Origin of the sequence: Planktophila turicensis (SeqCode), assembly GCF_965234405.1 — a bacterium.
Classification (GTDB): Bacteria; Actinomycetota; Actinomycetes; order Nanopelagicales; family Nanopelagicaceae; genus Planktophila; species Planktophila turicensis.
Genome location: NZ_OZ248346.1, coordinates 207,211 through 220,723, shown reverse-complemented (window position 1 = coordinate 220,723; position 13,513 = coordinate 207,211). Strand labels below are relative to the sequence as shown.

General features: G+C 49.0%; 13 protein-coding genes. 7 read left to right on the top strand and 6 right to left on the bottom strand.

Features of this window, described 5'->3' with window-relative positions:
* Positions 1 to 154: 154 nt before the first annotated feature.
* Positions 155 to 3,925 (top strand): multifunctional oxoglutarate decarboxylase/oxoglutarate dehydrogenase thiamine pyrophosphate-binding subunit/dihydrolipoyllysine-residue succinyltransferase subunit, encoded by a 3,771-nt coding sequence (locus AC8GFK_RS01060; RefSeq protein WP_506625377.1) that lies wholly within the window; start codon positions 155 to 157, stop codon positions 3,923 to 3,925.
* Complete coding sequence (locus AC8GFK_RS01055) at positions 3,922 to 4,197, top strand: glutaredoxin domain-containing protein (RefSeq protein WP_506625376.1); 276 nt, start codon at positions 3,922 to 3,924, stop codon at positions 4,195 to 4,197. The genes AC8GFK_RS01060 and AC8GFK_RS01055 overlap by 4 nt, the downstream gene beginning before the upstream one ends.
* On the opposite strand, the gene AC8GFK_RS01050 is transcribed toward AC8GFK_RS01055, so the two are convergent.
* Positions 4,194 to 4,538 carry a S26 family signal peptidase gene (locus tag AC8GFK_RS01050; RefSeq protein ID WP_506625375.1) on the bottom strand — a complete coding sequence of 115 codons (345 nt, stop codon included), beginning with the start codon at positions 4,536 to 4,538 and terminating at the stop codon, positions 4,194 to 4,196. The genes AC8GFK_RS01055 and AC8GFK_RS01050 overlap by 4 nt on opposite strands.
* A 35-nt stretch (positions 4,539 to 4,573) precedes the next feature.
* On the opposite strand from AC8GFK_RS01050, the gene sodN reads away from it, so the two are divergent.
* Entirely contained in the window at positions 4,574 to 4,972 is a 399-nt protein-coding gene (sodN, locus tag AC8GFK_RS01045; protein WP_017954721.1) for a superoxide dismutase, Ni, read from the top strand.
* A gap of 50 nt (positions 4,973 to 5,022) precedes the next feature.
* Here the strand turns inward: sodN and AC8GFK_RS01040 are convergent, their stop codons facing one another.
* From AC8GFK_RS01040 to AC8GFK_RS01025, 4 genes are read right to left on the bottom strand one after another with little or no spacing between them, the layout of a single operon-like run.
* Positions 5,023 to 5,427 (bottom strand): thioesterase family protein, encoded by a 405-nt coding sequence (locus AC8GFK_RS01040; RefSeq protein WP_095673098.1) that lies wholly within the window; start codon positions 5,425 to 5,427, stop codon positions 5,023 to 5,025.
* A gap of 10 nt (positions 5,428 to 5,437) precedes the next feature.
* Positions 5,438 to 5,833, bottom strand: coding sequence for an anti-sigma factor family protein (locus tag AC8GFK_RS01035; RefSeq protein ID WP_506625374.1), 396 nt, complete (start codon positions 5,831 to 5,833; stop codon positions 5,438 to 5,440).
* Positions 5,830 to 6,465 carry a sigma-70 family RNA polymerase sigma factor gene (locus AC8GFK_RS01030; RefSeq protein ID WP_506625373.1) on the bottom strand — a complete coding sequence of 212 codons (636 nt, stop codon included), beginning with the start codon at positions 6,463 to 6,465 and terminating at the stop codon, positions 5,830 to 5,832. Before AC8GFK_RS01030 ends, AC8GFK_RS01035 begins: the two co-directional genes overlap by 4 nt.
* A 15-nt stretch (positions 6,466 to 6,480) precedes the next feature.
* Positions 6,481 to 7,203 (bottom strand): SOS response-associated peptidase, encoded by a 723-nt coding sequence (locus AC8GFK_RS01025; protein WP_506625372.1) that lies wholly within the window; start codon positions 7,201 to 7,203, stop codon positions 6,481 to 6,483.
* Positions 7,204 to 7,245: 42 nt separating this feature from the next.
* On the opposite strand from AC8GFK_RS01025, the gene aroA reads away from it, so the two are divergent.
* The 4 genes from aroA to AC8GFK_RS01005 are packed head-to-tail and all read left to right on the top strand — an operon-like array spanning position 7,246 to position 12,687.
* Positions 7,246 to 8,523 carry a 3-phosphoshikimate 1-carboxyvinyltransferase gene (gene aroA, locus AC8GFK_RS01020; protein WP_506625371.1) on the top strand — a complete coding sequence of 426 codons (1,278 nt, stop codon included), beginning with the start codon at positions 7,246 to 7,248 and terminating at the stop codon, positions 8,521 to 8,523.
* Positions 8,520 to 9,527, top strand: a complete 1,008-nt coding sequence (gene rsgA, locus AC8GFK_RS01015; RefSeq protein WP_095673093.1) for a ribosome small subunit-dependent GTPase A — start codon at positions 8,520 to 8,522, stop codon at positions 9,525 to 9,527. The genes aroA and rsgA overlap by 4 nt, the downstream gene beginning before the upstream one ends.
* Positions 9,528 to 9,553: 26 nt before the next feature.
* On the top strand, positions 9,554 to 10,357 hold the full coding sequence (locus tag AC8GFK_RS01010; protein WP_506625370.1) for an inositol monophosphatase family protein: 804 nt from the start codon (positions 9,554 to 9,556) through the stop codon (positions 10,355 to 10,357).
* A gap of 26 nt (positions 10,358 to 10,383) precedes the next feature.
* Entirely contained in the window at positions 10,384 to 12,687 is a 2,304-nt protein-coding gene (locus AC8GFK_RS01005) for a heavy metal translocating P-type ATPase (RefSeq protein WP_506625369.1), read from the top strand.
* Between the two features lie 19 nt (positions 12,688 to 12,706).
* Here AC8GFK_RS01005 and AC8GFK_RS01000 read toward each other — a convergent pair whose 3' ends face one another.
* Complete coding sequence (locus tag AC8GFK_RS01000) at positions 12,707 to 13,447, bottom strand: CDP-alcohol phosphatidyltransferase family protein (RefSeq protein WP_506625368.1); 741 nt, start codon at positions 13,445 to 13,447, stop codon at positions 12,707 to 12,709.
* Positions 13,448 to 13,513 lie beyond the last annotated feature (66 nt).

Sequence of the window (13,513 nt, the reverse complement as noted above, 5' to 3'; positions counted from 1 at the left end):
CCTCGCCTTTTGAAGGTAGAAATGTGCCCAATCTCGCGCACTCTGGAGGGCTTTTGCCATTTTTTCAGCACGCTCACAGCCGATAGTCTTAGCCTGCAACCGCACGCTAGATGTATGTAATAAGTAAGTATGTGAGAACGCAAAGGAGCGCTCAGTGTCGCAATCAGGTCAGGACTTCGGCGCAAACGATTGGCTCGTAGAAGAGATGTTCGAGCGCTATCAAGCAGATCCAACCTCTGTTCCAACTGAGTGGGTTACCTACTTCCAGAACAATCCTCAAGCAGGTGCTGCTGTTGCAAACGCACCTAAGGGCGGAACTCCACCAACACCAAAGCCTGTGACTCCACCAAATATTTCTGTTGACGGAGCCCGTAACTACGGTGCCGTGGCAGGGGTTCCAGTCCAACCAACAACTACGCAAGTAAGTTCCGTAACGCAAACAGCACCAGTAACTCCAGTAACTCCAGCTGCACCTGTCGCAGCTGCACCAGTGCAATCACAACAAATTGTTCGCACTCTTGATACAACTCCAGCAACTCCGGCCCAGCCAGTTGCAAAACCAATTCCAACTTTGGCTACACCTGGTGCATCAACTCTTGAACCAATCCGCGGAGTATCAGCTCGCGTTGTTCAGAGCATGGAAGCTTCATTGACAGTACCAACTGCAACATCAGTTCGTGCAATTCCTGCGAAGTTGATGATTGATAACCGCATTGTTATTAACAACCACCTCAAGCGCACACGTGGTGGAAAAGTTTCATTTACACACATCATTGCCTACGCAATGATCAAGGCGCTTCGTGCGATGCCAGAGATGAATGCTTTCTACGGCGAACTCGATGGAAAGCCAGCGCTTGGTAAGCCAGAACATATCAACTTGGGTATTGCGATCGACTTGGCAAAGCCAGATGGAACTCGTCAGCTCCTTGTTCCATCTATTAAGGGCTGCGAAGGACTTGATTTCGGTCAGTTCTGGGTTGCCTATGAAGAGATCGTGAAGAAGGCCCGCGGCGGAACTCTGACTGTTGAAGATTACGCAGGAACAACTGTTTCGCTGACTAACCCAGGAACAATCGGAACTGTTCACTCAGTTCCACGTCTTGTTCAGGGACAAGGGTTGATCATCGGTGTTGGAGCGATGGATTACCCAGCTGAATTCCAGGGAGCAAGTGAAGCAACGCTTGCCCGCATGGCTATTAGCAAGGTCATTACTCTGACAAGTACTTACGATCACCGCGTTATTCAAGGTGCACAGTCAGGTGATTTCTTAAAGCGCATTAATGAATTCTTGCTTGGTGCAGATAATTTCTACGATGAAATTTTTACAGCGCTGCGTATTCCATACGAGCCAATTCGTTGGGCATCAGACTTTGCATTTACCAAAGATGATGAGATCGATAAGACAGCACGTGTTCAGCAACTTATCCAGGCATATCGCACATGGGGCCACCTCATGGCAGATATTGATCCGCTCGTTTACGTGCAGCGCACACATCCAGATCTCGATGTCGTAACTCACGGACTTACTTTGTGGGATCTCGATCGTGAATTCGCAACAGGTGGATTCGGTGGAAAGGCATTCCTTCCACTTCGCAAGATTCTTGGAATCCTTCGTGATTCATATTGCCGCTCAATCGGTGTTGAGTACATGCATATCTCAAACCCTGAAGAGCGTCAGTGGATGCAGCAACATATTGAAGTTGGTCTGCCATCTATCGAACGCGAGGAACAGCTCCGCATCTTGCGTAAGCTCAATAGCGCAGAAGCTTTTGAATCTTTCTTGCAGACAAAGTTCGTGGGACAGAAGCGCTTCTCACTTGAAGGTGGCGAATCTGTTATTCCATTGACCGATGCCATTGTTTCTGCAGCTGCAGAACGTGGACTCGATGAAGTCTGTATCGGTATGCCACACCGTGGACGCCTGAACATGCTTGCAAATATTGCAGGTAAGTCTGTTGGACAGATCTTCCAAGAGTTCCAGGGACATTACGCTGAAAATGAAGTTCACGGTTCAGGAGACGTGAAGTACCACTTAGGTACTGAAGGTGTCTTCACTGCTCAGTCAGGTGCGACAACAAAGATTTATCTCGCTGCAAACCCTTCACACCTTGAAGCGGTAAACCCGGTTCTTGAAGGAATTGTGCGCGCCAAGCAAGATCGTCTCAATACAAAGGGTACGTACTCGGTTCTTCCAATCCTTCTTCACGGAGATGCCTCATTTGCCGGTCAAGGCGTCAACGCTGAAACCTTGCAGTTGGCTGGCTTGCCGGGCTATCGCACAGGTGGAACTATCCATATCGTTGTGAATAACCAGGTTGGATTTACAACATCACCAAGTTCTTCACGTACATCTCGTTACTCAACAGATGTTGCGAAGTTAGTTGAAGCTCCTGTCTTCCACGTCAACGGTGATGACCCTGAAGCATGTGTGCGCGTTGCCCATCTTGCCTTCGAATATCGCCAAGCATTTAATAAAGATGTCGTCATCGACATGGTCTGCTACCGCCGTCGCGGACACAACGAAGGTGATGAACCAAGCTTCACTCAGCCACTTATGTATAAGCTCATCGATGCAAAGCGCACAACTCGTACTTTGTATACCGAAGCACTCGTCGGTCGCGGAGATATCACTCCTGTTGAAGCTGAACAGATTGAAGTTGAGTACCAGAGTCAACTCGAGCAAGTATTTGCATCCGTTGCTAATTACCAAGAAGAGCACGATCCAAACTTCGTGCCTCCTATTGTTCCTAATGCAGAAGATGTACCAACATTTATCTCAGAACAACTCATCCGCGAGATTGCAGCGACACAGACTGCAATCCCTGAAGGATTTAACGTCCATCCAAAGCTTCTGCCACAGCTGCAAAAGCGTGCAGAGTCAATCAACGATGGCACTATCGACTGGTCAACCGGTGAAATGCTGGCATTTGGTTCACTTCTTAAGGAAGGCCGACCAATTCGCTTGGCAGGACAAGATTCACGTCGCGGAACATTCTCAAACCGCCATGCAGTAATCATCGACAAGGAGAATGGCAGCGAGTGGACACCACTTCGTTCGCTCATCTCTGATGCAAATCAATTCTTCGTCATCGACTCATTGCTCAGCGAATATGCAGCGATGGGCTTTGAATACGGATACTCAGTTGTCCGCGATGAAGCGCTCGTTCTCTGGGAAGGTCAGTTCGGTGACTTCGCAAACGGTGCGCAGACAATCATCGATGAATTCGTCTCTTCAGCACTTCAGAAGTGGGGCGAGCGTTCATCTGTAGTGCTCTTGCTTCCACATGGTTATGAAGGCCAAGGCCCAGATCACTCATCAGCTCGTATTGAGCGCTTCTTAGCTCTCTGCGCTGAGAAGAATATGACTGTCGCACAGCCATCAACTCCAGCTTCTTACTTCCACTTGTTGCGCTTCCACGCAGCAAATCCAAAGCGACGTCCAATGGTTGTCTTCACACCGAAGTCGATGTTGCGTCTTAAGGCTGCAGCGTCATCAATCAGTGACTTCACTTCAGGAACATTCCTTCCTGTCATCGGTGATTCAACGGTGAATAACGCATCTCGCTTGATCTTCTGTTCAGGAAAGATTTATCACGACCTCGTTGCAGAACGTAATCGTCTCAATGACAGCAGCACAGCAATCGTTCGCGTTGAGCGCCTTTATCCTCTTCCTGTTGCACAGATGGAAGTTGAAGCGAAGAAGCATCCAAACGCTAACTTGCTCTGGGTACAAGATGAACCTGCAAACCAAGGCGCATGGCCACACGTTGCACTCAGCACAACTGAGGCAATCGGTGGAACATCTGTCGATGGTCGCGTTCTTCGTCGCATCTCTCGTCGCGCATCTGCTTCTCCTGCAACTGGTAACCACCACTTGCACGAGGATGAGGCAAAGGCGTTAATGGTCGAGGCCTTCACGCGATGAGTACTCCAGTTCAAGAGCTAGCTTTATCTGGACAAGAGTTCGTCATGTTCAGCACCGATTGGTGTGGATATTGCAAGCGACTGAAGAGTCAACTCAACGAAAATGGAATTACATTCCGTGAGATCAATGTTGAGCAAGAGATGAATTACGCATCTTTCGTTGAAGAGGTAAATGGCGGAAACCGCGTTGTTCCAACTCTTTTGTTCTCAGATGGCGTTGCACTTACCAATCCATCAGTGATTGCAGTCAAAGAGAAGCTCGCTAGCCTCTAGCTCTTTTTTCTTCCGCGGGCTCTTTTCATTCTAAACTGAATCTTTGCTCGCACTGCAGTGACGGGAATCCAACCCCACGTACGAGAATCAGTTCCTGCCTCGTTATCGCTCAATAGATAGATTGCTGGAAGCTGATCGCCTGACCAGCGGGTTTCACTCACGCGCTTTACATAGAAGATTCCGGGCTGTTCATCGCGTTCTATCACGACAACATCACCGACTTTGATGCGGTTGAGGCCTGTGAGTTTGTAGTTAGCCCATCGCCCCATCAACCAATCTCCGGCGCTATAGGTTGGCTCCATCGAATCGCCTTCAATAATCATCGATGCATGCTTTGCCATGGCGAGATTCTAAGGCTTCGAGTACCCTCGCGCTTATGAGAAATATTCTTACACCGAAAATCACTGTCCACGCACACTGCGACCTTCCATGTGGTGTCTACGATCCTGCTCAAGCAAAGATCGAAGCGCTCTCAGTGAAGGCTTGCATGGAAAAGTATGCAGCTAACCCAGATGCAGATTTCCGTTCACGCTCTGTTGCAATTAAGGAAGAGCGTTCACATCAGGTTAAGGAGCACCTCTGGGTTCTCTGGACTGATTACTTCAAGGCTCCACACTTTGAGAAGTACCCACAGTTGCACTCACTCTTCAACGAGGCGACAAAGCTTGCAGGAGCTGCAGGAACAAAGGGAACTCAAGATGTTGCAGTTGCAGATTCATTGATCGCAAAGATTGATGAGATTGCAGCGATCTTCTGGGAGACCAAGAAGGCTTAATTGCTGAAAGCAATCTAAGCCCGAATAAGAGGCTTAATTTCCGAAGGAAATTACTGAATTAAAGATTGAGCGGCTGTACGAGCGAGGAAAGATAATCGCTCGACAGTCGCTCTTCTTATTTCTGCTTGCGCAAGATGGCGCTCACCGTCATAGACCTCGCACTCGAAGGTGAGCTCGCGCCCTTCAATATTTATGACTCGTGCATTGGCGCGGATTTCAACGCCAGCGGTTGCAGAGCCGACAATTTCCAGAGAAGAATGAGTAAGAAAAGTAGTCTCGCCTGCATCTAAGTATTCAGATAGCGCTGCAACACATGCGCTCTCCATCAGTGAGAGATAGATAGATGGTGCAACAACAGGAAGGTCTGAAACACCCATTGTTACGCAGGTATCACCGGGGCGAACTGAGAGGACAGAGAAACCAACGGCTCCCAATACCTCTTCTGCAGGTCTCATACGAAGGAGATTAGTCCTCGTCGTCGATAAAGTGCTGGATATGTGTCTGTTCGATCTGAATTTCTCGATGCTCCACATTTCCAAATTCATCAATCTCAATTGAAATCTCAGTCATGCTGAATTGAGTTACTACCTCAGTAGCGCCTGCCCCTGCCATCTGTGCGCGCAGTTGGCGGTGAATGCTCTGGTGAAGATCTTCAGGCGCTTGCTCATCGCAGGTGCGCTTGAGGACATCTTGCAACATCTGCTGCATCAAACGTTCATGCTCGAGTTCAGCAGAACATGGAGCACAAGTAACAAGGTGAGATTGGATGGCGGCAGCTTGAGGAATCTCTTGTAGTTCGCCTTCAATGATAAATACGACCGATGCTAAAACATCGCCGCATTGAATCTCGATGTAGCTCATTCTGCGCCTCCCTTCTTCTTTGATTTTGAAGAGTCGGTCACTGGGGCATCGGTTGTGTAACCGAGCTCCTTTGCATAGGAGGCAAGTTTTTCGCGGAGCTGTTTACGTCCGCGGTGAAGACGTGACATAACAGTTCCTGCGGGTGCGCCCACAATCTCTGCAATCTCTTTATAAGAGAAGCCTTCAACATCTGCGAGATAGACAACGATGCGGAATTCTTCAGGAATTTCATGTAGTGCTCGTTTGATATCACTATCAGGAAGGTTCTCAAGCGCTTCTTGCTCTGCAGATTTTCCGAGATCACTTGTATGTGATTGCGCTTCTGCTACTTGCCAATCTTCGAGTTCATTATTGGCAATCTGCGGTTGGCGCTGACCTTTGCGATAGGTATTGATAAATGTTGTTGTAAGTACTCGATAGAGCCAAGCACGTAAATTGGTACCTTCTTCAAATTGATGAAAAGAGGCAAATGCCTTCAGGTAGGTATCTTGCACAAGATCGCGAGCATCTTCAGGGTTCTTTGTATAGCGAAGAGCTGCTGCATATAACTGATTTGTGAACACAAGAGCATCGCGCTCGAACCGAATGGTGCGATCGGCAGCGCTTTCTAGTACCAAATCTTTCGATGTCATTACGCCTAGGCTATATCAAAAGAGGGTCTCTGGCGCTCCGAGCTCAATGGGAATAATTAGTTCAGGGCCGTTGTTTGCTACTACGTTGACTCTAGACGCAACGGGTTGAGCCATCAGGCCTGCATCTGGTTCTGGAATATTCAACATATTTATCAAGCGGTTGATGTCACGCGATTGTGGGTCGAGCCAATCGTTCCACCGTTCGATCGGCATGAAGACCGGCATGCGACTGTGAATCGTTGCAAGTTCGCCAACTGCTTCGCGAGTAATAATTGCAGCGCTCTGAATTACCTGCCCTTTTTCACTCTGCCATGAACTCCAGATTCCTGCGATAGAAAGTTGTTCTCCATCTTCGCGGGAAATATAGAACGGTTGCTTTGGTGCGTACTTGCCAAGTGAAGTCGCCCATTCGTAATAACCAGTTGCAGGAATCAAACAACGTGAAGTTCTAAAGGCATGGCGAAATGTTGGCTTCTCGTGAATGGATTCGCTGCGCGCATTAATCGCATGTGACTGCGATGCGCGGGCATCAGCAAATGATTTCTGCCATGGCGCGATAATTCCCCACGATGCAGAATCGAGAATACGAGAATCAGATTCATTGCGGATGATGTAAATGTCGTTGGTCGGTGCAATATTCCAATTGAGCGGTAGCGATTGATCGAGAGTCGAACCCGCTAATTCAAAGCGCTCTACTATCTCTTCAGCGCCAAGAGTCTGGGCATATCTACCGCACATATTACGAATCTTAGGCGCTGTTCGAGCGGTTAGACTTAATGCATGACAGCACACGAACTCTGGCCCGCGCCCTTTCGCGGACGAAAGCCAGTTTCTTCACGTGTGACTATCCCGGGTTCAAAGTCGGTAACTAACCGAGCTCTCATCCTTGCTGCACAAGCTGATTCACCATCGACACTTCGTCGACCACTGATTTCGCGCGACTCTGAATTGATGTCTGCCGGCCTGCAAGCAATGGGCGTTGCAATAACTGGAAATGACGATGCTTGGACTGTAACTCCGGCGCCTCTTCGAGGACCAGCAAAGGTTGATGTCGGAAATGCCGGAACAGTAATGCGCTTTCTTCCACCTCTTGCGGCCCTTGCACAAGGTGATATCTCATTCGATGGTGATCCTCGTTCTTACGAACGACCACTTGGCCCGGTCATAAAAGCACTTGAAGAGCTTGGCATTGAGATTGAACATGAAGGTCGCTATTCACTTCCAATGGTGATTAAAGCTAAAGGATCTATTCCTGGCGGCGAACTGACTATCGATGCAAGTGCATCAAGCCAATTTTTATCAGCACTTCTACTTGTTGCTCCAAGTATGACCAACGGAATTACAGCGCAACATCGCGGTGGTTCACTTCCATCAATGCCGCATATCGATATGACTGTGCAGATGCTCCGCGACTTCGGTGCAACAGTTCATGTTGATAAGAGCGCAGAATCCTGGAGAGTTGAACCAGGATCGCTTCGCGGACAAGATCTCGTGATTGAACCCGATCTATCGAATGCTTCACCATTCTTATCAATCGCAATGGTCTGCGGTGGAAGCATCACCATCGCTGATTGGCCAAAGAGCACTACTCAACCTGGTGATCAACTGCGCGAGATTTTCACCCAAATGGGTGCGAACGTTGAATTTACCGCCGATGGTTTAACTCTTACCGGTGGCGATGCAATTCACGGTATTGATATTGATCTTCATGATGTTGGCGAGCTCACTCCATCTATTGCAGCCCTTGCATCCCTTGCTGATTCTCCTTCGCACCTACGCGGCATCGGCCATCTGCGTCTGCATGAAACAGATCGTCTCGCTGCCCTAACCCGCGAAATTAACTCACTTGGTGGCAACGTGGTCGAAGAAGAGACAGCTCTTCACATCACTCCTGCACCTTTACATGGCGGAATTTTCCACACATATGAAGACCATCGCCTTGCAACTGCAGGAGCGGTCATTGGCTTAGTCGTGCCCGATGTTCTCGTTGAAAATGTTGCTACAACTCGTAAGACCCTGACTGATTTCCCAGGGCTCTGGAATAGTTTGGTTCTATGAGTCCACGCGAATACGACGAATCGGATGCACGTATCCGACCATCTCGCACAACGCGTAGACGTACCAAAGATCGACCTTCTCACTCTGACTCCATCACAGCGTTTGTCACAACTGTAGATCGAGGGCGCACTACCTGCGTTACCGATGATGGCGTAGTCATCACAGCAATGAAGGCGCGTGAACTAGGACCTAAATCAGTTGTTGTCGGAGATCTTGTTGAAATTGTTGGAGATGTAACAGGAACTGAAGGAACGCTTGCCCGAATTGTTACTGTCAACGAGCGCACAAACTCATTGAGTCGCACAGTCGATGATGCAGCCCGAGTTGAGCGAACTATCGTTGCAAATATTGATCAACTACTTATTGTCGTAGCGTCTGCAAACCCTGAACCGCGCCGTGGTCTGATTGATCGCTTCCTGGTCAGCGCATTCCACGAATCGATTAAACCCATCATTGTGGTCACAAAGGTAGATGTCTCCCCTGTGCCAGATTTCATCAAAGAGTACGCAGCCCTCGGCGTGGACATCATTACTACTTCTTCAAAGAGTGAAGATCGGGCAAAGGATGTTGCGGGAATTCTTGAAATCCTTGATGAGAAGATCTCGGTGCTTGTTGGTCACTCAGGCGTTGGTAAATCAACTCTTATTAATGATCTCGTTCCCGAAGCAGATCGCATGACCGGCGATGTAAACGATGTAACCGGTCGTGGTCGCCACACATCATCGAGCGCGATTGCTCTGCCGCTCGTCAATGGTGGCTGGATTATTGATACCCCTGGAATTCGCGCATTTGGCCTTGCTCACCTCAATAAAGAGCGCATCATCGAATCGTTTCCCGATATCTATCAAGTCACTCAAACATGTATGCCGAACTGTTCTCATCACGAAGCATCCTGCGCTCTCAATCCGTGGATCGACTCAGATGCCGCCTTGCATGATGAACGCCTCATTAGAGTCACCAGTTTGCGCTCTCTCTTGGAAGTGAAGCCACTCACCGACGAGTAATTGCTCGGGAGCGTTAGACTCGCACTATGAGCACGCGACGCGGTGAAGACCTCGCACTCGCCCACCGATTAGCTGATGCGGCAGATGCAATAACGCTCTCGCGATATCAAGCCCTCGATCTCACCGTCACAACTAAGCCAGATAACACACCAGTTACCGATGCTGATAAATCTGCAGAGGATGCCATTCGCGCACTGCTTCACGCACATCGTCCTGAAGATGGAATAGTTGGAGAAGAGTTCGGTACGCAAGGAACAGAAAAGAATCGTTACTGGGTCATCGATCCGATTGATGGCACAAAGAACTTCTTGCGCGGAGTTCCAACCTGGGCAACACTTATTGGTTTGATGGAGAGAGATGCTGACGGCGTTGAGAAAGTTGTTGTTGGCGTTGTAAGCGCCCCTGCACTCTTTCGTCGCTGGTATGCCTTTGAAGGCGGCGGAGCATTTGTCATTGTTAACAAGGAAGTTCCTAAGAAGATTAGCGTCTCTGCAGTTTCATCGATTGAAGATGCATCAATCTCGCACTCTGATTTCATTGGCTGGGGCGATCGCCTTGAATCATTTAATAACCTGATGAAGAGCGCTTGGCGCACTCGCGCACATGGTGATTTCTGGTCACATATGTTGGTTGCAGAAGGCGCAGTCGAAATCGCCGCCGAACCATCACTTGCTCTCTGGGATATGGCTGCTCTCGACATTATTGTGCGAGAAGCAGGTGGACGCTTCACCAACCTTGATGGTCTTGATGGATCCCTGGGTGGAAATGGTCTCTCAACAAATGCAGCGCTCCACGATTACGTGGTCAGCGCGCTCAAGGTTTCGGGATAGCAATGGAAGATATCCAGATTGACCTCATGAAGCATAAGAGCCCGGTGGCTTCAGATGAGAATTACTCTCCGTCTGAATCATCGCCGCTTCTTGCACAAACTTTTGCAGTAACCGGAATGACTTGTTCAGCCTGCGTCAACAGTATTGAACGCGCACTCAATGAGATGGACGGCGTTTCAGCATCCGTTAACTTTGCTTCAGAGACAGTTCATGTTCTTGCTCCCGCTGACTTATCGTCGGACCTCGTAATTAAGAAGATCAAGGCCGCAGGTTATGGAGCAACTCTTCTCTCTGACGGTGCCAGCCCTGCGCTCCATCGCAAAGGCGCAGCACGTGCACTCTTCTTCGCAACTCTCTTTGCAGTTCCATCTATTGCAATCTCTATGGTGATGAGCTGGCATCAACCGATCAACGATTGGCTGATTGCACTCTTTAACGATTACTCAATTCCACTTCCACCACACGCGGTGCACTCTTTTGCCTCATGGTTGGTGATTGCACTCACTGCTCCACTTATTCTCTTTGTCGCATTCCCCATCCATCGCGCTGCAATTCGAAACATCTTTCACCCCACTATGGATACCTTGGTTTCGCTGGGATCTCTCACGGCATACATCTGGTCTATCTATGCCACCTATACCCAAGAGGGCGATGTCTATACCGAAGTAGCGGCAGGCGTACTTCTCTTTGTCATTCTCGGTAGATATCTCGAATCGCGAGCGAAGAAGAGTGCGAGCAGCGCACTTTCCACGCTTCTGGCACTTGGCGAGAAGGAAGTTGCTGTCATTCGCAACGGAACTGAAGTAATCATTCCCATTTCACATCTCGTCGTCGGAGATCAATTCGTCGTCAAGCCAGGTGCGCGTATTGCAACAGATGGCATCGTAATCTCAGGGCAAAGTTCAGTTGATAACTCATTGGTTACTGGTGAATCGCGAGCAATTGAAGTTTCGCCAGGATCTTTAGTTATTGGTTCTGCGCTCAATAACAATGGCCGAATTATTGTGCGAGCCACACGCATTGGTAGCGATACAGAGCTAGCGCGCATCACAGCGATGGTCGTTACGGCGCAAGGAAGTAAGGCACCTATTCAAGCGCTAGCCGATAAGGTCGCCTCGATATTTGTGCCTGTAGTAACGGTTTTAGCGATTGCAACGTTTGAAGCTTGGTACTACTTCGGCGATAAATCGCTCACTTATTCCATCTCTACTGCGATCACAGTCCTTGTTATTGCCTGCCCATGCGCACTTGGCCTCGCAACTCCAGTCGCACTTCTCGTCGCTTCTGGTCGCGGAGCCCTTCGCGGAATTGTTATTCGCCATCCTCGAGTTCTCGAAGCATCACGTTCTATCGATGTCGTTGTACTCGATAAGACCGGAACGTTGACTGATGGGGCGATGAAGGTTCTTGATGTTGCTATCCCAACATCTGCGCAGAAGGTACTTGGACGAGAGTTCGCAGAATTGACCAATGAGAGAAATATTCTCTCTTCAGCTTTAGCTCTGGAAAGTCAGAGTAACCACCCTGTTGCACAGGCAATCGCAAGCTTCTGTATTGCACAGGGCGCACAGCAGATCCCAGTTACAGATTTCACCGAGACTCCGGGTATCGGAACAGCAGGCCGTGTTGTTATCGCAGATAAGGCACCGGTTGTCATTATTGGTTCACCTGCATCCGTGGCTCACAGTTCAACTCCATTTGATGCAGAGATTCTTCGAGCGATTGCAGAAGGTGAATCTCAATCTCGCGCGGTATCTGTTTTGGCTTGGGATGGCGTTGCTGTCGCTGTCTTTGCAACTGGTGATGTGATTAAGGCAGATGCGCCTGCCACAATTTCGGCTTTACATGAACGTGGCATCGAAACCTGGTTGCTAACGGGTGACAATGCAGAGAGTGCGAACAAAATTGCAACTGCTGTTGGCATACCTTCTGATCGCATCATTGCAACTGCTACACCTGAGGCGAAGTTGGCAAGGATTGTTGAACTGCAATCAGCTGGGCGCCACGTGATGATGGTCGGTGATGGAATCAATGATGCTGCAGCTCTTGCGCAATCAGATTTAAGCATTGCAATGGGAACAGGTACCGATACTGCAATTGCAACGGCAGATATCACCTTAATGCGCCCACAATTGATGGGGGTTATCGAGGCTCTCGCCCTTTCACGACGCACACTTCGCACCATCAAGGTAAATCTCGGTTGGGCCTTTGCTTATAACGCGATTGGTCTTCCTATCGCTGCAGCAGGACTTGCTTCTCCTATGTACGCAGCAGCGGCAATGGCGCTCAGCAGCCTCTTCGTTGTCACTAATTCTCTACGTATCAAGTAACTACGTATCAAGTAATTACTTAGTTAGCTTCTGCACTCTCTTCAGGATCACTCTGCATTGTTCTCCAGAGAGAGATGGCTGCGATGTAAATAGGGAAAAGAATCATGATCAATTCTGAGGCCATGGACTCTTTAATTCCGGTTTCGTTGGAATAACTCCAAGAGAGATAGAAGAGCGTTGCAATATAGAGCGTGCCAAATGGCAAGGTGATAAAGCGAAGTGTTGAAACTCGGACGATATGTGGGAACTTCAGCATCGTTAACTGCGAGAAGCAGAGAACAAGTGTCACGATTGCCACGGTGTTCTCAGAGAGATCAAGAACGAGGTAGGTAGGAACGGCTAAGTTCCAGACTGCCGGAAAGCCGTTAAACCAATAATCTTCGGTCTCAATATCGGTGCGAGCAAACCAGAGCGCCGACATCAAAAGAATAAGCCCAGCAATCAACGTTTGGAATTCGCTAGGAAGTAGTTCAAGGCGAACCAGCAAAGCTACCGGGACGACAACACATGTCAGGTAATCAACGATGAGGTCAAGAACGTATCCGTCTACGCGAGGTGCGTGTATAACGACATCGATTCTGCGCGCAATAGGACCGTCGAGTCCATCGAGAACTTGGCAGACAACTAACCAGATCAATGCGCCACGAATATTGTTATCGATGACCGCTTGGAGAGCGAGCAGACCGGCAACGGCTCCGCTAGCTGTCATGACATGGAGTGCGTATCCGGCTCTCTTATTTACCTTCACTGAGTTGGCCACGCTTTAGGGTATCTCGCAGGGTTGGAAAATAAGAAAAGGCGCTGAAATCAGCGCCTTTACCTACAT